Source organism: Dictyoglomus sp. (assembly GCA_025060475.1).
Taxonomy (GTDB): Bacteria; Dictyoglomota; Dictyoglomia; order Dictyoglomales; family Dictyoglomaceae; genus NZ13-RE01.
Window position 1 is genome coordinate 17,269 of record JANXBZ010000003.1, and the last position, 21,956, is coordinate 39,224.

At 30.8% G+C, this 21,956-nt stretch carries 21 protein-coding genes; 15 read left to right on the top strand and 6 right to left on the bottom strand.

From position 1 onward, the window contains the following. From truA to NZ841_02055, 4 genes are all read left to right on the top strand, one after another. Window positions 1-741, top strand: coding sequence for a tRNA pseudouridine(38-40) synthase TruA (gene truA / locus NZ841_02040; GenBank protein MCS7201547.1), 741 nt, complete (start codon window positions 1-3; stop codon window positions 739-741). 139 nt (window positions 742-880) lie between these two features. Then, window positions 881-1,783, top strand: coding sequence for a DUF3834 domain-containing protein (locus tag NZ841_02045; GenBank protein ID MCS7201548.1), 903 nt, complete (start codon window positions 881-883; stop codon window positions 1,781-1,783). Between the two features lie 46 nt (window positions 1,784-1,829). Continuing rightward, window positions 1,830-2,516, top strand: a complete 687-nt coding sequence (locus tag NZ841_02050; protein MCS7201549.1) for an ABC transporter permease subunit — start codon at window positions 1,830-1,832, stop codon at window positions 2,514-2,516. After that, a complete protein-coding gene (locus NZ841_02055) occupies window positions 2,494-3,072 on the top strand; it encodes an ATP-binding cassette domain-containing protein (protein ID MCS7201550.1) in 579 nt (192 codons plus the stop codon). The genes NZ841_02050 and NZ841_02055 overlap by 23 nt, the downstream gene beginning before the upstream one ends. Here NZ841_02055 and NZ841_02060 read toward each other — a convergent pair. Genes NZ841_02060 through NZ841_02085 form a run of 6 tightly spaced genes read right to left on the bottom strand, consistent with a single transcriptional unit; the run spans window position 3,069 to window position 10,823 of the window. Next, complete coding sequence (locus tag NZ841_02060) at window positions 3,069-3,713, bottom strand: redox-sensing transcriptional repressor Rex (protein MCS7201551.1); 645 nt, start codon at window positions 3,711-3,713, stop codon at window positions 3,069-3,071. The two genes, NZ841_02055 and NZ841_02060, sit on opposite strands and share 4 nt — an antisense overlap. Beyond that, the gene (locus NZ841_02065) at window positions 3,676-5,673 is read right to left on the bottom strand and encodes an iron hydrogenase small subunit (protein MCS7201552.1); all 1,998 of its coding nucleotides are present in this window, start codon (window positions 5,671-5,673) and stop codon (window positions 3,676-3,678) included. Before NZ841_02065 ends, NZ841_02060 begins: the two co-directional genes overlap by 38 nt. Before the next feature lie 15 nt (window positions 5,674-5,688). Further along, entirely contained in the window at window positions 5,689-7,566 is a 1,878-nt protein-coding gene (locus tag NZ841_02070; GenBank protein MCS7201553.1) for an NADH-quinone oxidoreductase subunit NuoF, read from the bottom strand. Further along, on the bottom strand, window positions 7,553-8,044 hold the full coding sequence (nuoE, locus tag NZ841_02075; GenBank protein ID MCS7201554.1) for an NADH-quinone oxidoreductase subunit NuoE: 492 nt from the start codon (window positions 8,042-8,044) through the stop codon (window positions 7,553-7,555). The genes NZ841_02070 and nuoE overlap by 14 nt, the downstream gene beginning before the upstream one ends. Window positions 8,045-8,059: 15 nt before the next feature. Next, window positions 8,060-9,199, bottom strand: coding sequence for a serine/threonine-protein phosphatase (locus NZ841_02080; GenBank protein MCS7201555.1), 1,140 nt, complete (start codon window positions 9,197-9,199; stop codon window positions 8,060-8,062). After that, window positions 9,186-10,823: a 4Fe-4S binding protein gene (locus NZ841_02085; GenBank protein MCS7201556.1), complete on the bottom strand. Its 1,638-nt coding sequence runs from the start codon at window positions 10,821-10,823 to the stop codon at window positions 9,186-9,188. The genes NZ841_02080 and NZ841_02085 overlap by 14 nt, the downstream gene beginning before the upstream one ends. Before the next feature lie 381 nt (window positions 10,824-11,204). Here NZ841_02085 and rplM point away from each other — a divergent pair, with 381 nt between their 5' ends. The 11 genes from rplM (at window position 11,205) to ruvX (ending at window position 21,945) form a co-directional block, all read left to right on the top strand. After that, window positions 11,205-11,633 (top strand): 50S ribosomal protein L13, encoded by a 429-nt coding sequence (rplM, locus tag NZ841_02090; GenBank protein ID MCS7201557.1) that lies wholly within the window; start codon window positions 11,205-11,207, stop codon window positions 11,631-11,633. 9 nt (window positions 11,634-11,642) lie between these two features. Continuing rightward, window positions 11,643-12,059 (top strand): 30S ribosomal protein S9, encoded by a 417-nt coding sequence (gene rpsI / locus NZ841_02095; protein ID MCS7201558.1) that lies wholly within the window; start codon window positions 11,643-11,645, stop codon window positions 12,057-12,059. Between the two features lie 3 nt (window positions 12,060-12,062). Next, a complete protein-coding gene (gene amrA / locus NZ841_02100; GenBank protein ID MCS7201559.1) occupies window positions 12,063-12,584 on the top strand; it encodes an AmmeMemoRadiSam system protein A in 522 nt (173 codons plus the stop codon). Further along, window positions 12,585-13,583: an AmmeMemoRadiSam system radical SAM enzyme gene (gene amrS, locus NZ841_02105; GenBank protein ID MCS7201560.1), complete on the top strand. Its 999-nt coding sequence runs from the start codon at window positions 12,585-12,587 to the stop codon at window positions 13,581-13,583. Between the two features lie 6 nt (window positions 13,584-13,589). After that, window positions 13,590-13,991: a hypothetical protein gene (locus tag NZ841_02110; protein MCS7201561.1), complete on the top strand. Its 402-nt coding sequence runs from the start codon at window positions 13,590-13,592 to the stop codon at window positions 13,989-13,991. Next, window positions 13,988-15,313 (top strand): phosphoglucosamine mutase, encoded by a 1,326-nt coding sequence (gene glmM / locus NZ841_02115; protein MCS7201562.1) that lies wholly within the window; start codon window positions 13,988-13,990, stop codon window positions 15,311-15,313. Before NZ841_02110 ends, glmM begins: the two co-directional genes overlap by 4 nt. A gap of 204 nt (window positions 15,314-15,517) precedes the next feature. Continuing rightward, window positions 15,518-17,341: a glutamine--fructose-6-phosphate transaminase (isomerizing) gene (gene glmS / locus NZ841_02120; GenBank protein ID MCS7201563.1), complete on the top strand. Its 1,824-nt coding sequence runs from the start codon at window positions 15,518-15,520 to the stop codon at window positions 17,339-17,341. A 3-nt stretch (window positions 17,342-17,344) separates the two neighbouring features. Further along, complete coding sequence (acpS, locus tag NZ841_02125; GenBank protein MCS7201564.1) at window positions 17,345-17,731, top strand: holo-ACP synthase; 387 nt, start codon at window positions 17,345-17,347, stop codon at window positions 17,729-17,731. 10 nt (window positions 17,732-17,741) lie between these two features. Next, the gene (locus NZ841_02130; GenBank protein MCS7201565.1) at window positions 17,742-18,668 is read left to right on the top strand and encodes a tetratricopeptide repeat protein; all 927 of its coding nucleotides are present in this window, start codon (window positions 17,742-17,744) and stop codon (window positions 18,666-18,668) included. Window positions 18,669-18,919: 251 nt separating this feature from the next. Continuing rightward, entirely contained in the window at window positions 18,920-21,526 is a 2,607-nt protein-coding gene (gene alaS / locus NZ841_02135; protein ID MCS7201566.1) for an alanine--tRNA ligase, read from the top strand. Next, complete coding sequence (gene ruvX / locus NZ841_02140) at window positions 21,511-21,945, top strand: Holliday junction resolvase RuvX (protein MCS7201567.1); 435 nt, start codon at window positions 21,511-21,513, stop codon at window positions 21,943-21,945. The genes alaS and ruvX overlap by 16 nt, the downstream gene beginning before the upstream one ends. Window positions 21,946-21,956 lie beyond the last annotated feature (11 nt).

Genomic DNA, 21,956 nt, shown 5'->3' on the forward strand with positions numbered 1-21,956 from the left:
ATGTACAATTGGAAATTGACTATTGCTTATTTAGGAAAAAACTTTTATGGATTTCAGAAACAACCAGGCAAAAGAACAGTTCAAGGAGTTTTAGAAAAAATATTAAGAGATATTTTCCAGGAGGATATAAAAGTTTTTGGAGCAGGAAGAACTGATGCAGGAGTTCATGCATTGAATCAAATAGTAAGTTTTAAATCTTTGAAAAACTGGGACTTAGATAAGCTAAGACGTGCAATAAGCTCTCTTCTGCCTGAAGATATAATTTTAAAAAACATTGAGAGAGTTGATGAAAGTTTTCATGCAAGATATAGTGCAAAAAGCAAGTCATATATTTATATTATATATAATTGTGAAATTCCTTCATTATTCTTAAAAGATTTTGTCTGGTGGATCAAATATCCTTTAAATAAAGAAATCTTATCTACTTCAGCAAGATTACTTTTAGGGAAACATAATTTTATTAATTTTTGTATACAAGAAGGAAATAAAGACACAGTAGTTGAAATTGAAAATTGTTTCTGGAAATTTTATGGTCATTTTTTAATTTTTTATATTTCTGCTTCTCACTTTTTATGGAAAATGGTAAGATTCTTGGTAGGAGGTATGGTAGAATTAGGATGTGGAAGAAAGAAGATTGATGAATGGATTTCCTACTTAGAAAGAAAATTTGATAGAAGATTTTCTACTTGTGCTCCACCCCAAGGTTTATATCTTTTTGATGTAAAATATGACAATCTATAAATTAAGAGATAATTCTACATAGGGAAACTTTTTACCACTTTAAAAAGCTTATTAAAATTTCTGCTGATTTAATATTTTTTTAAAAATTTTTTGTTATAATCTATCGTGAAAAAAATAACGATTTTATGGAGGTGAAATTTTGAAAAAAATAATATTGATATTGTTAGTTATTCTATTAATATCAAATCCTAACTTAGCTTTTTCTAATAATCTTAAAAAAATAGAAGTATTAATTCCTTTAGGACCAAGTATTATACCTTTTGCCCCATTAATCTTAGAAAGTTCAGACTTTAACTTTACTATTTGGAGAACCATTGATGAATTAACTATCAGAGCAAGAGATAGTAAATATGATGTAATAATAGCTCCATTTATTACACTTGTTAATTTATATAATAAGGGGGTAAATATTAAATATCTTGCTACTTTTAACTTTTCTGCCTTCTATTTAATTTCTAATAAAGCAAAAAAATTTGAAGAGCTAAAGGGAGAAACCTTGTATATAGCCCAAAAAGGTTCTACTCAAGATATTATCTTCAATATTTTTCTTCAGCAAACAGAATTAAAGGACAAAATAAATATCTACTACTCCACTCCTCAGGAAATAACATCATTATATATTTCTGGAAAAATAAATAATGCTCTATTACCCGAACCCTTTGTATCCATGTGTTTAGCTAAAAATGGAAGGATACTCTTAGATATTCAGCAAGTATACAGATGGATTTCAAAAGGAAAATATCTGCCAATAACCTCTATTGCTATAAGGAGAGATTTAAATAAAAAAGATATAGAAAGAATAGATAAACTATTTAGAGATAATTTTAAGAATCTAAATATGAATCCAGAAAATTATATCGAAAAATCCTCTAAAATTCTCAATATAGAAGGACATATTATAAGATCATCCTTAAAGAGATTAGCTTTTAGATATCAAGGTTATTCTATAAAAAGAGATTTGTTAAACTTTTTAGAGTATATATATGAAAAAGCTCCTCAATTAATAGGAAATATTCCAGATGAGAACTTCTTTAAACTATAAAATACTATTCTGGATATTATTTATAATTATATGGTACCTTATGGGGATGGTAATAAATTCAAATCTAATTCTTCCCTATCCTCATAAGGTACTTTATAAAATAATTGACTTATTGAAAAATCCTTACTTTTATCAACATTTAATAGCTACAATGTTTAGAGGGATTATGGGACTTCTTCTAGCTTTAATCTTTGGCCTAATATTCGGAATTGTGAAAAATTCATATGTTCATAATAGCATAAGAAGTATTATCGATTTATTTCAAAGTAATCCCTTAATTGTTTGGATAACTCTTGCTTTATTTTGGTTTGGTTTTGGAAATAAAACTATAATATTTATTGTTTTTGTTGTGCTTTTTCCTAATTTTTACCTAAATACTTATAACGCTATTAAAAATATACCTAGAGAATATATAGAGCTTTTTAAAATATATCCTGTTTGTAAAAAGAAGTATTTTTTTAAATTCTTAATTCCTTATCTGAAGCCTTTTTTATTACCTAGTTTTGCTATATCTATAGTTTCTTCTTTTAAAATATCAGCTATGGCAGAATTTTTTTCGGGAGAAAAGGGAATTGGCTTTCTAATTAGTTATGCAAAGACTTTTCTAAATGTCGAGGAAGTCTATGCTTATGCCCTATTTCTTTTTCTTTTAAGTAAATCTTCTGAATTTATATTTCAAAGAACTGGTTTTTTAAGGGAGAGTGTTAAAAATGGTTTTTTTAAGATTAACTAATATTAAAAAATCTTTCAATGGGAAGAAAGTTTTAAATGGAATCTTTTTAGAGATTAATAAGGGAGAAAGAATCATAATAAAAGGACCTAATGGAAGTGGAAAGACAACTTTATTAAAAATAATTGCTGGAATAATATCTCCTGATGAGGGTAGAATTGAATTTTTTGAGAAACCTCAAATATCTTTCCAATTCCAAGATCCCATATTTTTACCTTGGCTAAATATGGAGGAAAATTTAAAACTAACAGCAAAAGATATAAATATGCTTGAATTTCTTACAGAATATTTCAATCTTAAAGAGTATTTACATTTATATCCTCAAGAACTCTCGGGAGGATATCAGCAAATTTTTTCCTTCATTAGGTCTTTTACCATACCTCATAATCTTCTAATACTAGACGAGCCTTTTAAGTCCTTAGATTCAAAGATTAAAAAAAAGGTAGAAGAATTTTTGAAGAAATATCTTGAGGATAAAAAAATATCCCTCTTGATGGTTAGCCACCAAGAGGGAATTGAAGAGAAAAATTTCTTTGATAGAATTTTTATTATTCCTTAATATTTTGTTTTTTTTACCTCAAGCATATGTTTCAGACTTAGAAGCCCTAAAGATATGTCTTCATTTTTCACTATAATCTCATTAGGTACTTTTATAAATGTAGGAGCAAAATTCCATATGGCTTTAACTCCACTGTTTACAAGAAGTTCTGCAACTTTTTGAGCTGATTCTTTTGGAACACATATTACTCCTATTTCTACACTGAACCTCTTTATAACTCTTTCAAGGTAGTCTAAGGGTAGTACTACCAAATCACCTATTCTTTTTCCAATTTTTTGATTATCATTATCAAATATTCCTACGATCTCTATATTATAGTTAGCAAAACCCGGATAATTTGTAAGAGCAGAACCTAGGTTTCCAGCGCCTATTATTACTACTTTTACGTTTTTATCAAGACCAAAGAGTTTATTAAGCTCATCAAGTAAGCTTTTTACATGATAACCCACTTTAGGTTTTCCTTTATATTCTAGATAAGAGAGATCCTTTCTAACTTGTTCCGGAGGAATGCCAAGTTTTTCTCCTACTTCTTCTGAGGATATGTATTCTTTATTTTCTTCTGAAAGAAGTCTATGATAAAGTTTTAATCTTTCTAGAGTTGCTCTAGGAAACATCAGATATTCTCTGTTTTCTTTTAGCATATTCTATTAACATCTCCCTTATCTTATTAATATCTGCTTCAGTTATTAATATATCATCAACTAAAATATTTGGAGCATTACTACAATTTTCAGTACAAAAAGTACCAACTACCTCTATATTATTAGCCCAGTCTTCTTTTCTTACTAGCTCAATAAGTTCAGACAGTATCTTATAAGAACCCTTTAGATAACAAGATGTACCAAGACATACTCTTACTTTTATTTTTTCCTCTTCTGAAATGGGAAGAGGTAAAATCTCTATATCTTTCTCAGGTACTCTTCTTTTTGGAGAGTAATTAGTATGAAGGATCTTATGAGTTTTATGACTTAATGGATGATCTAAGTACTTATTATACAACTCCATAAGATAAGGATTTTCTTCAGGTGAACTTATAGGGTTTATACTAGCTATCTCAGAAAGTACTTTAGCTCTTTTTAATCTTGTTATACTGTCATTTGGATATGGTTGACCACCGCCTCCTATGCATCCTAAACTACATGCCATTACCTCTACTATATCTACTTCAAGAATTCCCTCTTTAATATCTCTCATAATCTTCTTTGCCTTTCCAAGGCTATAAATAGCCATAGCTCTTAGCTTCTTACCGTTAGATAGTTCCATATTAAATAACCTTATACCTTTCTCTATCTCCTCTTCACAAAGAGATTTAATTTTCAGCTTATTATCAATAACCGATAAAACTGTTCCCAAAACTCCACCTGTTTTGCCAAAGTTTAAACCCCCCTGCGAATACAAATTAAAAGGTTTATCGAAAGGTTCTGGTTTTAGAAGAGATATATTAATACCACTTGCTTTAATTATTTGAGCAAGTTCTTTTGTTGTTATGACAAGATCTACTACTCCCTTATGTTCTTCTCTCTCAGCCTCGAATTTTTTAGCAGTACATGGCATAATTGAGACAAGGAAGATATCTTCCTTGGATATACCATTTTCTTGGACGTATATCTCTTTAATAATACTTCCTAGTGCTTGTTGTGGAGATTTTACGGTAGATAAATTCTCAATATAAGAAGGATAAAATTCTTCCACATATTTCACCCAAGCCGGACAACAAGAAGTAAACTGGGGAATGTTTTTACCTCTCTCTATTCTTTCTAGAAATTCATGAGCTTCTTCATAAGCTACCAAATCTGCTCCAAAAGGTACCTCAAAAACTTTTGAAAAACCTATCATTTTCAAGAAAGAGTTCAATCTTCCTGCAATAAAGAGATCACCGTCAAGTTTAAATTCTTCTTGTATGGCAGATCTCACAGCTGGAGCAATCATTCCTATTATAATTTTATTTTTATTTTTCAAAACTTTATATAACCTGTCTATATCGTTTCTTATAGAAAGTGCTCCTGTAGGACAGTAAGCTACACACTGTCCACAATATACACACTCTACTTCAGAAAGACTATGATCAAAACTTGGAACTACTTTAGAAGTGAAACCTCTTCCTGCTACATCTATAGCTGAAACTCCTTGTACCTCATCACATACTCTAACACAGTCTCCACATAAAATACATTTGGAGTTATCTCTCACTACAGGAGATGTGCTATCAATTTTACTATCTCTGGTTAAGGAAGCAAATCTTATTCTTCTAATTCCAAAAGCTTCAGCATAATCTTGTAATTTACAGCTTCCATTTCGCTCACAAGTCGTACAGTCTCTACTATGAGAGGCAAGTAGAAGTTCTAGAATACCTTTTCTTATCTCATAGATCTCTGGAGTATTTGTTCTAATAACTATGCCTTCATATGGTTTTAAATTACAAGATGTAACAATATTTTTTCCGTCAACCTCAACCAAGCATAATCTACATGCTCCATAAATTGATGTTTCTGATAGATAACATAGATTAGGTATTTCTATACCTACATTTTTAAGAGCTTCCAAGAGATTTCTCTCATCATCTCTTATTATCACTTCTTTTCCGTCTACATATATTTTCATAATCTCTCTTCCTCCCTATATAATTTCAATTGCTTTAAACTTGCATTTATCAAAACAAGCGCCACATTTAATACATTTTTCTTGTTCAATTCTATAAGGTCTACCTCTTTCACCTAATATAGCCCCCTTAGGACATGATCTAGCACACAATCCACAACCTTTACAAAGATCAGGATTAATAGAATATTTCTTAAAAGCAGTGCACATGCCACTAGGACATACACCATCAATATGAGCTATATACTCATCTTTAAAGAATCTTAAAGTGCTTAAAATAGGATTAGGAGCAGTCTGTCCTAATCCACAAGCAGATGCCTTCTTAATTAGATCTGCCAAAAATTCTAAATTTTCAAGATCCTCCCATGAGCCTTTTGCTTGAGTAAACTTTTCAAGTATATGATATGCCTGCATAAGACCCTCTCTACAAGGAATACACTTTCCACAAGACTCTCTTTTTGTAAAATCCAAAAAAAATCTTGCTACTTCTACCATACAAGTCTTTTTAGATAGTACTACTATTCCTCCAGAACCTACCATTGCTCCTGCAGTCTTCAGAGAGTCATAGTCTAAAGGAAGATCAAGAAGTGCTTCAGATAAACAAGCCCCCGAGGGACCTCCTATTTGAACTGCTTTAAGTTCATCTCCATCGGAAAGTCCTCCACATATATCATATATAATCTCTCTTAGAGTTGTTCCAAATTCGACCTCAATAATACCGGTAAGTTTCACAGGACCAGTGACAGAAAACATCTTTGTTCCGGGAGAATTTGGTACGCCTCTTTTTCTATAAGCTTCTGCGCCGTCTCTTATTATTTTAGGAATGTTGGCATAGGTTTCTACATTATTAATAAGAGTAGGACAACCCCAAAGTCCTGCCTGAGCAGGATAAGGTGGACGGGGTCTTGGAATTCCTCTTTTTCCCTCAATCGAAGCAAGCAGGGCTGTTTCTTCTCCACATACAAAAGCTCCTGCACCTTCTTTTATTTCTATATCAAAGGAAAATGAAGTACCAAGTATGTTTTCTCCTATTAATCCTAAGTTCTTTGCATCTTCTATGGCTTTTCTAAACATTTCTACGGCCACAGGATATTCAGCCCTTATATATGCATAACCTTTATTAGCTCCTATAGTGTAAGCTCCAATAAGCATTCCTTCTAAAACTGCATGGGGATCTCTTTCTAGAAGAGTTCTATTCATAAAAGCTCCAGGATCACCCTCATCTCCGTTACAAACAACAAATTTTCTATCTCCTTTACTATTTTTTGTTATTTCCCATTTAATACCAGTTGGGAATCCTGCTCCTCCTCTTCCTCTTAGTCCTGAGTCCTTTATAATCTGAATAACTTTATCTGGCTTATTCTCTACTAATACTTTCAAAAAAGAAAGATAACCACCTCTTCCCATATAATCATCAATGCTATCGCATTCACACTTTCCAATATCTTCCATTATGTAGAAAGATTGAGCTTTAAAAAATTTTGCATCCTCTAACTTTTCTACTCTTTGAGAGGTAGCAGGATCTACAAAAAGAAGTCTTTCTACTGCTTTACCCTTTAATATTGTTTCCTCATATATTTCTTTCACATCTTCAAGCCTTACTTCACAATAAAAATATCCGTAAGGCATTACAATTACCCATGGCCCTGAAGAGCATCTACCACAACAACCAGTTTTCTTGATTCTATTATTGTTTTCTTCGAGAGGATAGACCTTTGCTCTTTTAGTTTCCTTAAATAAATCTTTAAAGGCATCGTAAATTTTTACAGAACCTTTTGCAGCACAGCCAGTACCTATACATACAAAAATGTTAATATCCTCCAGTTTCTTTTTTCTCTCAATTTTCTTCTCTTCAATATATTGTAATGCTTCATCGATTGTCTTAAGCACTTTCATTTTTCCTCTCCCTTTCTTTTAAGTTTTTTATAATTTCTTTAACTTTTTCAGGGGTAAGATTTCCATACACTTCTTCATTTATGACCATAGCAGGAGCAAGAGCGCAAGCTCCAAGACAGCCTACTTGATCGAGACTAAAAAGAAGATCTTCTGTTACATTTCCTGGTGATATTTTCAATTCCTCTCTAATTGATTCAATTAGAGAGGTAGATCCTGCCATATGACATGCTGTACCATCACAAACTGAAATAGTATATTTACCTTTAGGTTTTAAAGAAAATTGAGCATAGAAAGTAGCAACACCATATATTTTAGCAGGAGGTATATCTAAGGCTACACCTATATAATTAATAACATCTTCTGGTAAGTAGCGATATTCTTTTTGAATATCTAAAAGAATTTTTATGAGATTATCTTGGCGATAATTATGTTTTTTTAAAATTTCTTCTACTTTGGCAAAATTTCTTTTAAGTTTCACTTTTTGACCTCCTTTTTAGTAAGATTCAATTTTAACAATTTTCCCTTTTTTCTTTAATATTTCTGCTATATCCTGAATAACTCTAAACTTAAGAGACATATCATAACTAAATAGTGGATTTTGATAAGTAGGGTTAATAGCTTTCCCAACAATAAAACAAATCTCGTCAGCTTTTTCTATAAAATCAACAATAATACTTGCTCCATAACCTAAATTTTCTGTTTGTCCATTAAGATATCTAAAAACTTGTGTTAAAGTAATAATCCCCTCTGTTACTAAATCTATACCCTCCATATATCCTATAGGTGGAGAATTATCAGAAATAGTTTTCAAATCAAGCTCAACTTTTTTTCCTAGAATTTTTTCTACAATTTGTGCAGTAGTTCCTCCACATATCACCTTCCTTCCTGGCATACTTATGAATCTTTTAACTACGAATTCATCCAAAAAGGGATCCGAAGGAGGACCAACCATTACATTAACTTTATTGAAAGTTCTAAAATGTAAGACACAACAAAGAGCATCGTCTCCCTTTACACCCTTATCAAGTTTTTTTGCTTTTTCAATCAAATGTTCAACTATTTCCTTAGGAGTCAATTTATACCTAATAAGATTAGTAATTTCCCTTTTAATATTCTCTACGCCTAATCCTAAAGGAAACAATTTTGTTCCTAATCCTGCTTGGGGAACCCCATCAGTCATTACGAATAAGAAATCATCTTCTAAGGGTACAAAGAAGCTTTCTTTTATTTCTTTGCCTTCAATAATATTCTTTTTCTTTTCTAGCTCTACAAATTCCTTTTTGCGAAACAATAGAACTAAAGGAAATTCATACTCTGCTATATAGCATGTTTTATCTAATGATTTAAAAAGAATACTACAAAAATTCGCATAACTTATGTCTCTTATTTTACATTTTGGAAGAGTGGATAATATACTTTTCATCACTTCTTCTAAAGGCATATCATTGAACAACATGGTGGTGGCTAAAGAAGCGGTAAGAGTAGAAAGAATACTCGCTTTTATTCCACTTCCAAGACCATCAGAGACAGTAACTACTACTTTATCTTCATTTCTTTTTATTTTTATAGAATCTCCACAAACTTCTTCTCCTTCTTTATTTTTGAAGGCAAAAACTACCTCACAAGTCAGCATCTTCTTCTAACACCTTCCTAAACTGTACAAAATAGCTTTTTGTTTCAGCAATAGATTCTCCCAAAAGACTTGCAATTTCTTGAGCAAGAAGCATCTGCCTATTTATCAATTCCTCTATTTTCTCCGCACTTTCTTTTTTCAATCTTTTGAGTTCTTCTTCTTTTTTCTTTTCCTTAGTAATATCTAAGAGTAATGCTACTTTTCCATGTCCATCAGGTAGTTCAAAGGTTTTAACAAAAAAGTAATAATGCTCATCATCTACTGAGATTTCTATTGAGTTTTTTCCACTTTCTATTTCCTCGATTACAAAATCTAAAAGAGGTTCTTTATTATAAAAGAAATCTTCTCCAGAAGGATTTATATATATGGGTTTATTATTTTTGTTATAAATAATAATGATGTTTGGAAACTCTTCTATAATTGCATTACTAACTGAACTTACCTTATCAATCAAATAAGTAATACACATTTCTTTCTCTGCTTTTCCTAAAACTACAGCTACAGCTTTTTCTCTGCAAGTTGAATATCCACAAGCACCGCAATTTAGCTCTTTTTTAGAATTCTCTTTTCCCATCTCTATCAAAATTTTTCTGATTTTATCTTCTGATACTTCTATGACATTTTTTTTAGGAGAAAAAATTCTCTTTATGTCGTCAATAAATTGAAAGCTTGAGAAATTATTAGGTTTTTCTATTTCTTTGAGTTGTTCTGCATAACTAATAATTCTCTTTCTTTTCTCTAAAATACCTATATCTTTTCTTATAGCTGGTCCGTTTATACAGCCTCCAAAACATGCTGTAGCTTCTATTACGAAACCCTCTTTATAAGACTTAATGTTTTCAAAAATCTTTGCTATATTTTCTACCCCTTCTACAACCATATGATTTATCCAGTCTCCTTCTAGAGTGAAGTTTATGCCTCCACTTATGGGATAAAATCTACCTTTATCAGGGTATGGAGGAGTGGGATAACTCGTTTCTAAGCTGACAATATCTATATTATTTTTTTCTATATAATTTTCTAGTTCTTCATAAGTTAAGACTAAATCTACATATTCTTCTCCATCTTTTTTCTTTGCTATACATGGTCCTATATACATTACAGGAAAATTTCCAAAATATCTCTTCATGAACAATGAATGTACATTCATTGGAGACAAAAAAGGAGAAAGATAAGGGATGACCTCTGGATAGTATTTCTCTGCCATATCAAAAACTACGGGACAAGATGTAGTGATCATGGTTTTATTTTTATTTTTTTTGATAAAGTCTCTATAATATCTAGAAATTATCTCAGCTCCTACAGCAGTTTCTTGTACTGCAATAGCTCCTAGGCTTTTTAAAAAAGTAATAATTTTGAGTGGCTCGTCAAAATGAGCAAAAAATGATGGTGCTATGGAGACCAAAAAAGGCTTATCTTTTAGTTCATATAAAATATGTATACTTTTTGTATAGGTTCTTGCCCTCTGAGGACATATTTCTATACAGTTTCCACATAAAATGCATTCATCATCCATAACGTATGATTTTCCTTTGTTAAACATTATCGCTTTGACAGGACAGTTTCTAAGACATTTATAACAATATTGACAGTTAGTTTCTTTTGTTAAGATTAATTTTCCCATGTTTAAACTCCTATTATTGTTATTTTTTTAACGTTATTTTTTTCACAATATATTTTAAAATTATTAGGAGATTTAAACAATTAAAATTTTGTTAAAAATAATTGTCTAAAATTTCTTAAAACTATAAAAGAAAACCTTTAGAAAAATCTATTAAAAAACTAAGACTGATGAGTATGAAGATAGAAAAAGAAAATTTAGGTACTCTTTTCTTTACAGAATTTTTTGTTATAATATTGACTAATTCTGGAAGGTTTTATTCTTTTCTACTAAGTTTTATAACTACAGGAGGGATTTTTTGACTATTGTTCAGTTTATAAAATATTGACAAAGAGCAAGAAATTATATTATATTATAAAGTCCATTAAGAAAGGAGGAATAGAAATGTCAACTTATATGGCAAAAAAAGAAGAGATAAAAAGAGAGTGGTTTCTAGTAGATGCCAAAGGAAAGGTTTTGGGAAGAATAGCTTCTGAAATTGCTAAGATTTTAAAGGGCAAACACAAACCTATATATACTCCTCATGTAGATACTGGAGATTTTGTGATAGTAATTAATGCAAAAGACGTGGTATTAACGGGCAAAAAAGAGGATACTAAAATTTATTTTAGACATTCAGGATATCCTGGAGGTGACAAGATTTTAACTGCTAAAGAAATGAGAGTTAAATTTCCTGAAAGGATCATTTATTTTGCAGTAAAGGGAATGCTTCCTAAAAATTCCTTAGGAAGGAAGATGATTAAAAAGCTTAAAATTTATTCTGGCCCTGAGCATCCTCATCATGCTCAAAAACCAAAGGTATTAAATATCTAGGAGGGATAGATGTTGGAATTGAATCTTCGAGAAAAGAAAATATTTCATGAGGTTGGGAGCAGGAAGACTTCAAGAGTTAAAGTTTGGCTTCATTATCCAGGAGAAGGTAAAATAATTGTAAATAATAAAACTTTAGAAGAGTATTTTGGGGGAAGAATATTTTTTCATGTATTGGCTAAAAAGCCATTAGAGCTCACAGGAATGAAGGATCAAGTAGATATTATTGCGGATGCCAATGGTGGGGGACCCTCTGCTCAGGCTCAAGCTTTAGCTCATGGTATTGCTAAGGCTCTCACTAATCTTAATCCAGAATTTAGAAGTATCCTAAAAAAGGAAGGACTCTTGAAGAGAGATCCTAGAGAGAAAGAAAGAAAGAAATATGGCCTAAAAAGAGCAAGAAGAGCTCCTCAATATTCAAAGCGTTAAATTATGGATTTAAAGGATTATGTTATTTCTCTAGTTAAAAAGGCTATTGAAGTATACTTAAAAGAAAAAAAAATTATTGATCCCCCCGAAGATATTCCTTTGGAACTTAAAAAAAGAGCAGGTTCTTTTGTTTCTATTCACACAAAAAACGGTAAGCTTCGGGGGTGTATAGGAACTATATTGCCTACATCTGAGAATTTAGCTCAAGAAATTATACAAAATGCTATAAATTCTGCATTCAGAGATCCAAGATTTCCTCCTGTAACCTTAGAGGAATTAGATGATTTAGAATTTTCTGTAGATATACTTTCTCCTTTAGAAGAAGTAAAAAGTTTAGATGAATTAGATCCTAAAAAATTCGGTATAGTTGTAGAGAAGGGATGGAGAAGAGGAGTTCTTTTGCCAGATCTTGAAGGGGTAAATACTGTTAAGAAACAGTTAGAAATTGCTTTGGCAAAAGCAGGTATCGATCCTTCAGAGGATTATAAAATTTACAAATTTACTGTAATTAGATATAAGGAATGAATGAAAGAAGCTTTGTATTATAAAAAATTAGACAACAAAAAAGTTCAATGCCTTCTTTGTCCACATCATTGTTTAATTTTGTCAGGAAAAAGAGGAATATGTGGAGTCAGAGAAAATAGAGAAGGTATATTATATTCTCTTAATTATAATTTCGTGAGTTCTATTGCCTTAGATCCTATTGAAAAAAAACCACTATACCATTTTCATCCAGGAAAATTTATTTTATCTGTTGGGACTGTAGGCTGTAATTTTAAATGCCCATATTGCCAAAATTGGAGGATTTCACAGGTTTCTCCTGATGAATTTGAACTTGAAAAGATTGATAGCTATAAACTGATTTCTCTTGCTAGATCCTATAAATCTTTTGGTATTGCTTATACGTATAATGAACCCTTTATATGGTATGAATTTGTCTTAGAAACATCTAAAATTGCTAAAGAACAAAATTTAGAAAATGTTTTAGTAACCAATGGTTATATAGAAGAAGAGCCTTTTTTAGAATTAGCTCCATATATATCTGCTATGAATATTGATCTAAAATCTTTTAATGAAGAATTTTACTCTAAGTTATGCCAAGGAAAACTAGAAAAAGTGTTGAACATTATACTTTTAGCTTATAAGAAGGGTATTCATATAGAGATTACTACTCTTATAATTCCTGGTTGGAATGATAAAGAGGATGAAATTAAGGAATTAACTAACTGGATAGCAAGTATAGATAAAAATATTCCTCTTCATTTTTCTAGGTATTTTCCTGCTTATAAATTTAATTTATCTCCTACACCTCTTGAAACTCTTTGGAAAGCTTATTCTATTGCCAAGGAAAAGTTAAATTATGTTTATTTAGGTAATATATGGAATTTAGAAACTTCTACAACTTTTTGTCCGAAATGTAAAAATCAACTTATTATTAGGAATGGTTATACTATAGAGAAAAATCTTCTGTTGAATACTAATACCTGTCCATTTTGTGGTGAAAAAATCTCTGTTATAATATAAAAAATAATGAAATTTCATAAAATTTTTTATGTAATTTTGAGTTTACTATTTTTAGGTTTTTGGGTATATAGTTATTATCAATGGTGGTTAGATACTCCATGGAGGGAAAGGTGGAAAAAGCTTATAGAAAATCCAGAATTATTTGATTCAAAGGAGATAGAACTTAAAGGAGAGGTCAAGGATCCTTATACTATTGTAGGAACAACAATTTCAGTTTATACATTGGAATTTGAGAATTTTAGATATAATGTGATAAGTTTTTCAGGAATTCCTGAAGAAAAAAGTGAAATAATTATCAAAGGAAAGATCAAGAAAAATTTTAAAGTCGAAACCCTTTTTGAGAATAGAAGATTTGTTAAGACCTTTTCGTGGGCAATTATTGAAGAAGAAAGGAGAGATTTAAGATGAACAGGATTTTTGGAACTGATGGGATAAGAGGAAAAGTCAATGAAGATTTAACTCCTGAGTTTATTTTAAAATTAGGTAAAGTATTAGCTGAGTATTTAGAAGAAAAGGGAAAAATAATAATAGGATATGATACAAGAATTTCAAGAGACATGCTGAATTTTGCACTACAATCTGGGATACTATCTATGGGAATAGATACCTTAGATGTAGGAATTATTCCAACTCCTGGTATTGCATATCTTGTTCGTTGTTTAGAACATATTTCTGCAGGAATTGTTATTTCTGCATCACATAATCCTGTAGAATATAATGGAATCAAAATCTTTGGAAAAGATGGTTTTAAACTTCCTGATAATGTTGAGGAAGAAATAGAAAATTTACTTAAATCTGAAGCTGTTTTATACAGAGGAAAAAAAATAGGTAAAAGGATTGAATTTCCAGAAGGTAAGAATCTTTATATAAAATTTCTTAAGGAAGTTATAAATTTAGATTTAAGAGGATGGAAGATTTTTTTAGATTGTGCGAATGGATCTGTTTCTGAAATTGCTCCTATCTTATACAAAGATTTAGGTGCAGAAGTTGTTGCTATTAATTATAACTATGATGGAACAAATATAAATAAAAATTGTGGGGCAGTTTATCCCCAAATAGGACTTGAAAATTTCAAAAATTCTGGAGCGACTATTGGATTCACTTTTGATGGGGATGGAGATAGGGTTCTAGCTTTTTCTGAGAAATTTTCCATAGTTAACGGAGATAAAATTCTTGGAATAATCGCTTTATATTTAAAGAGAAAGAAGAAGCTTAATAAAAATACTGTAGTTGGCACAATCATGACAAATTTGGGATTAGAAGAATTTCTTAAAGGACAGGATATTTCTCTTATAAGAACTAAAGTTGGGGATAGATATATTTTGGAAGAGATATTGAATAATAAGTTAAATCTTGGAGGAGAACCCTCAGGGCATGTTATATTATTTGATTATTTACCTACAGGTGATGGCCTTTTAGCTTCTCTTTTTCTTTTAAAGATCTTAAAAGAAGAAAATATTTCCTTAGAAGAATTAGCTAATTCTATTCCCCAGTATCCTCAAATAACCGAGAATTTGAACTTAAATAAAAATTATCCAAAGGAAATAACAAAAACTCTGGAAGAATTAGTTAAGGAGGTGATAAGGGAAAACAATATTAGATCTATAGTAAGATTCTCAGGAACAGAGTCTTCTGTTTTAAGGATTACTTTAGAAGGAGATGTTCCTGAAAGCCTTTTAGAGGAATATATGAAAAAAATTAAAAATAAAATAATTTCATTTTTGAACTAAGCGCCTGGACTTACCCGATAAAGGGTAAGTTGACGAGGAGGAGGTTTATCGAGTTTTCGGCGGATGCCTCCAGGTAGTTGCTACCTACCTTAAAGGAAACTCACAAAACTGGTGGGTGACCGCCAGGACAAAAGGTTTCCAGTAGCAAAGGTGAGTAAGGAAGTCTCCTTCTCATAGAAATTTTATTATGAGGAGGAGAAAAAGATGTGTGGTATAATTGGCTATGTAGGGAAAAATACATGTATTCCTTTTCTCATAAATGGACTAAAAATGTTAGAATACAGAGGTTATGATTCTGCGGGAATTGCAACTTTAGTAGATGGGGAAGTAATTATAAAGAAAGTTGTGGGGAAGGTAAAACAGTTAGAAGAAATTGTTGATTATAATGAGAAGAGCTATATTGGTGTGGGACATACTCGCTGGGCAACTCATGGTGAACCTACAATAGATAATGCACATCCCCATATGGACTGTAATGGACGTTTTATTGTAGTTCATAATGGTATAATTGAAAATTACAAAGAATTAAAAGATTATCTAATTGCTAAAGGTCATAAATTTAGAAGTCAAACAGATACAGAAGTTATTGTACATCTAATAGAAGAGGAATTTTTAGAAGAAAATATTATCTTTTCCTTTAAAAAAGCAATCGAAAAATTAGAGGGTTCTTTTGCCTTGGTAATATTAGATAAAAAGAATCCTACGACTCTTTATGTGATCAAAAGGCAGAGTCCTTTAATAGTTGGATTAGGAGAGGAAGAAATATTTGTTGCATCTGACATTCCTGCTCTTTCTCTTTGGGTAGAGAATTATATTTTCCCAGAAGACGATCAATTAGTAATTCTTTCTCCTAGACGTATAGAAATTTATAACTTAAAAAATAATCTATGTAGATTAAATTTAGAACCTGTAAAAATTCCCAAAGAGAAAATCTCTGTTGATAAAGGTTCCTATCCTCATTATATGTTAAAAGAAATATATGAACAGCCTGCAGTTTTAAGAGAAATATTTACTGAGGCTATAGAAAAAAAAGGAAATCTCTTCTTTTTTAAAGATTTCGAAGAAGATTCAATTTTGTGGAAAAAAATAAATAAGATATTTGTAGTTGCCTGTGGAACTTCCTATCATGCAGGATACTTTGCAAAATATCTATGGGAAGAAGAGTTACCTTATTATGTTGAAGTTGATTATTCTTCAGAATTTAGATATAGAAAGCCAAAAATAAATGAAAATACACTTTTTATTGCTATAAGTCAATCAGGAGAGACTGCTGATACTATTGCAGCATTAAGATTAGCAAAGGAAAAAGGAGCAAAAATTCTGTCTTTAACTAATAATCCTAGAAGCACTATCGCAAGAGAAAGCGATTTTAATTTGTTTCTAAGATCGGGAATAGAAATAGGGGTGGCAGCAACAAAAACATTTATAGCAGAATTGGCTTTTATCTATCTTTTGAAAGAATATATAAAGCAGAGACTATATGGAGAGAATGGTGTAAATTGGGATAATTTAAGAAGAATACCAGTATATTTAGAAAAAATTTTGTCTAATTCAAATTCAATAAAAGAAATAGCATATAAATATTCAAAAATGAAAAATTTTCTTTATATAGCAAGAGGAAGAAATTTTCCTTTAATTTTAGAAGGAGCGTTAAAATTAAAAGAGATATCCTATATTCATGCTGAAGGAGTATCAGCAGGAGAAATGAAACATGGGCCTATTGCTTTGCTAGATAAAAATACCCCAGTAATGGCAATAGCAGTTGAGGATGAAACCTATAATAAAATTTTTTCAAATTTAGAAGAAGTAAAAGCGAGAAAAGCACCAATTATTGCTATTGCTAGCGAAGGAGATAAAAAGATTTTGGATATTGCTAATGATGTGATTTATATTCCCAAATTTGATCCAAAATATTATCCTTTTTTTGTAACAATTCCTTTGCAACTTTTTGCCTATTATGTTGCTGAGAAGTTAGAAAGAGAGATTGATCAACCAAGAAATTTGGCAAAATCTGTTACAGTGGAATAGCATATGGAAGAAAATTTAAAAATACTTGGAATAGGTCTAGATATAGTAGAAATTGATAGAATTAGAGAGGCAGTTATAAAACATAAAAATTTCTTAGAGAGAATTCTTTCATTAGAGGAGAGACGACAAATAAGTAGCAAAAAAAATAACCTTTCCTCTATTGCTGTAAGATTTTCGGCAAAAGAGGCGTTTATTAAAGCATTAGGTGGTAAATTTGAAGGATGGTGTTGGAGAGATGTAGAAATATTGACTGGTGTAAATGGAAAACCAGAAATAAGATTAAAAAACAAGGCCTTAGAGGAGGCAGTAAAGAGAGGAATAAAAGATATTAAAGTAAGTCTTTCTCATTCTAATAAATATGCTGTAGCAGTTGTTATAATATTAGGCTAGGGGGGATTCTATGAAGGAGAGTCCATTGGAGAATTTAAGAAAAAAATTGGAGGATATTAGAAAAATTCTAGGAGATATAATCGTTCCGAATCCAAGAAAACTTCAAGAAAATTGTGAGAAGTTTGTAATTATGAGACAAGAAATACAGGATTTAGTTGAGAAATTAAATGATCTGAAAGTATCTATCGAACCCGAATTAATTCGATTAAGAGAAATAGATTCTTTAGCAAAATCAAACCTAAAAGTATTTAACAAGGGATTAAAAAATTCTTCTATATTTTCAAGATCTTCATCATATCCTAAGGAATTTTGGTGGTGGCATATATTGGAAATTTATAGACTTGAAAAAAAGAAAAAAATGAAAAAAATTCTATTATCTACAGGAATATTAGTAATTATTTTCATTGGTACGATTTTGTTTTTTAGATTTTATAAAACACCAGAAGAAGAATTTTTAAATTCTTTATCCTCTATAGATAGATTAATAGAAGAAAAAAAATACGAGGAAGCAGAAAATAAAGCGCAAAAGCTTACAGAAGAATTTCCAAATAGAATAGAGGCTTGGTTAAAACTTGGGATTATTCAAGAATTAAAGGGTTATTCTAATTTTGTTTCGACATATAATAAGGCTAAAAGTTTATGTAAAAATGAAGATGAATTTTATATGAACAGAGCAATGGAATATTTTAAAATCAAGGAATTTAAAAAAGCAGAAAAGGATATAAAGAAAATCTTAGAGAAAAACAGTGAAAATCCACAAGCTTTGTATATATTAGGTTCTATATATGAAGAAGAAGGGAGATTATTTGATGCTTTAAACTTATTTAAAAAAATAGAATCCTTAGGAGATAAAGTAGACCCGCAACTTATGGCAATGACAAAAATACGATTAGGACTACTTATGCAAAAAATTCCAGCTTCGATTCCTTTGAAATAGTTTAAGAATAAACTTGAAAAAAACATTAAAAAATGATATATATTGAATCAGAGAGCCCTGCTGTGTGCGTGGTGTGGACGTGTCCTTGGCTCAACACCTTTTCTAGATAAGCCAATATCTTCTCTTGGGATTGCGGCTCTTACGAGCTACATAACCAAGAGAAGTGAGGCTTAAAAGTATGGGGAAGAGGGCGCAAAGGCATGTGACATCACGGCACAGCGGGGATTTTTAGTAATAAAAACTTAAGGAAAATGAGAATAAGTCAAGAAATAAGAGAAAAATTTATTAAATATTTCGTTGGAAGGGGACATTTGCACCTTCCCAGTGCTTCTTTAGTTCCTAGTGATGATCCGACTTTACTTTTTACCACTGCGGGAATGGTTCCTTTTAAACCATATTTTTTAGGACAAGGAACACCTCCAGCAAAAAGAATAACCACAATTCAAAAGTGCTTTAGGACTACAGATATAGAAAAAGTTGGATTTACCCCTCGACATCTTACTTTTTTAGAGATGCTTGGTAATTTTTCCTTAGGAGATTATTTTAAGAAAGAAGCAATAGAATTTGCTTATGAATTCCTCATAAAAGAACTCCAGTTGCCTTTATCTTCTATATGGATTTCTATCTTTGAAGAAGATGATGAAGCTTTTGAGATTTGGAATAAACATATTGGAATTCCTGCGGAAAGAATAGTTAGGTTAGGTAAAGAAGATAACTTTTGGGGACCACCAGGACCAACAGGGCCTTGTGGTCCATGTTCAGAAATTTATTATGATTTTGGGCCTAAAAACAAAGGAGAAGAAAATTGTAAACCTGGAGATCCATGTGATAGATTTATGGAGATTTGGAATCTTGTATTTATGACATATTATATGGACGAGGAAGGAAAGTTAACTCCTCTTCCTCAGAAAAACATTGATACGGGAATGGGTTTAGAGAGAATTACCACTATTGTGGAAGAGGCTGTTAATGTGTTTGATACTGATCTTTTTCAACCACTGATACAGGAGATTAGAAAATTAATAAATCAAGAAGATAGGGTTATAGAAAGAATAATTTCAGACCATATAAGGGGTATAACCTTTCTCATGGGAGATGGGGTTGTTCCTACGAATGATGGGAGAGGTTATGTCCTAAGAAGGCTAATAAGAAGAGCAGAAAGAAAAGCCTTTGAAAAAGGGATTAAAGAGCCTTTCTTATATAATTTAGTTCCAAAGGTTATTGAAATTATGAAATCCTTTTATCCCGAATTGGTTTCTAAAAAAGATTTTATAATGAGAATATTAAAAAAAGAAGAGGAACAGTTTTTAAAAACCTTAGAACAAGGTCTTTATCTTTTAGATACTATATCAAGAGAAGGAATAACAGAATTATCTGGGGATTTTGTGTTTAGACTCTACGATACCTATGGATTTCCTTTGGAATTAACTCTTGAAATAGCCCAAGAAAAGGGATGGAAAGTAGATTTAGAGGGTTTTAATAAGGCAATGGAGGAACAAAAAAGGAAAGCGAGAATTTCTTTAGAGGAAAAACTAGAAAGTATATGGATAAATCTCTCCGATGAGGAAATATATGAGTTAAGAGAAATTCCTCCTACTGAATTTGTAGGTTATGATGTGTTAGAAACCAAATCTAAGGTTTTATTCTTTCTTCAAGGAAAACATGGGAGGATAATTAAACCTTCCGAGGAAATTTATCTTATATTAGATAAAACACCTTTTTATGCAGAAAGTGGAGGTCAGGTAGCAGATAAAGGAGTAATAGTTGGTGAAGATGTTGAAGTTGTTGTAAATGATGTCCAGAAATTAGGAGAAAAATTCTATGTTCATAAAGGAAGGGTAGTTAAAGGAGAATTAGAAGAGGGAATGGAAGTTATTGCAAGAGTTGATAAAGAGTCGAGAGAAAGTGTTCAAAGACATCATACTGCAACTCATCTTTTACATTATGCTTTAAGAAAGACTTTAGGGAATCATGTTATGCAGTCAGGATCTCTTGTTTCTCCTGAATTTTTAAGATTTGATTTTACCCATTATCAACCTTTAACATTTTCAGAAATTGAAGAAATAGAGCGAATTATAAATTCATCCATAGTTTCTAATTATAAAGTAGAAAAGATATATACTACTTTAGAAAAAGCAAGAGAAATGGGGGCTTTAGCTTTATTTACTGAAAAATATCAAAGAGAGGTAAGAGTTATAAAAATAAATGATATAAGTATGGAGCTTTGTGGAGGAACTCATGTAGAATATACAGGAGATATTGGGTTATTTATTATAGTAAAGGAAGAAGGAATTGGAAGTGGAATAAGAAGAGTATTTGCATTGTGTGGACTTAAAGCATGGGAGTATATTAATTCTCAGAAGAAAGCTTTAAATGATATTTATGGCTTATTAAGAGTTAATAACTTAGATGATTTAAATCAAAGACTTGTAAAAATATTAAGTTCTTTAGAGGAGAAGGATAATAAAATTAAAAATCTTGAGAATATAATATTAGAATATGAAGCTAAGAGAATATTAGAGAGGGTGATTTCAAAAGATAACGTGAATATCTTCATAGAAAAGGTTAATCTTCCATCTATTGATTTAGTAAGAAGATTAGGAGATTATTTAAAAAGTAAAAAACCTGATAGTTTAATTATCCTGGGTATTGATCAAGAAGATAAAACTTCTATAAATATTATGATATCTCCAAGTTTAGTTAAAAAGGGAATTCTTGCTAAAGATATTGCGAATATGTTAAATGAAAAGTTAAAGGGAAAAGGAGGAGGAAGAGATACTTTTGCTCAAATAAATATAGATAAGATTGATAATTTAAAAACAATAGAGAAAATATTAACAGAATGGCTCGAGAAATAATTATGGGAAGATGGTTAGCCATAGATTGGGGAGAAAAATATATAGGGTTAGCTATATCTGATCCTTTAGGAATTATATCTCAGGGATTAGGGGTATTTGAGAATAGGGGAAAAAAAGAGTTTTTAAATCTTATTAAGAAAATATTAAATGATTACTCTATAAAAGGTTTTGTTTTAGGATTACCTATATCATTAAAGGGAGAAGAAACTCAAAGAACTTTACAAATTAAAAAAATAGGCTTGATTTTAGAGAAAAATTTTTCATTACCTGTATATTTTGTTGATGAAAGGTTTTCTACCATCGAGGCAGAAAAAGTGTTGATTCAAGGAAATGTAAGAAGAGAGAAGAGAAAAATTATAAAGAATCAGCAATCCGCTATTATAATTCTTAATAAATTTCTTGCACAGATTTCTTCTTGACTATAATAATT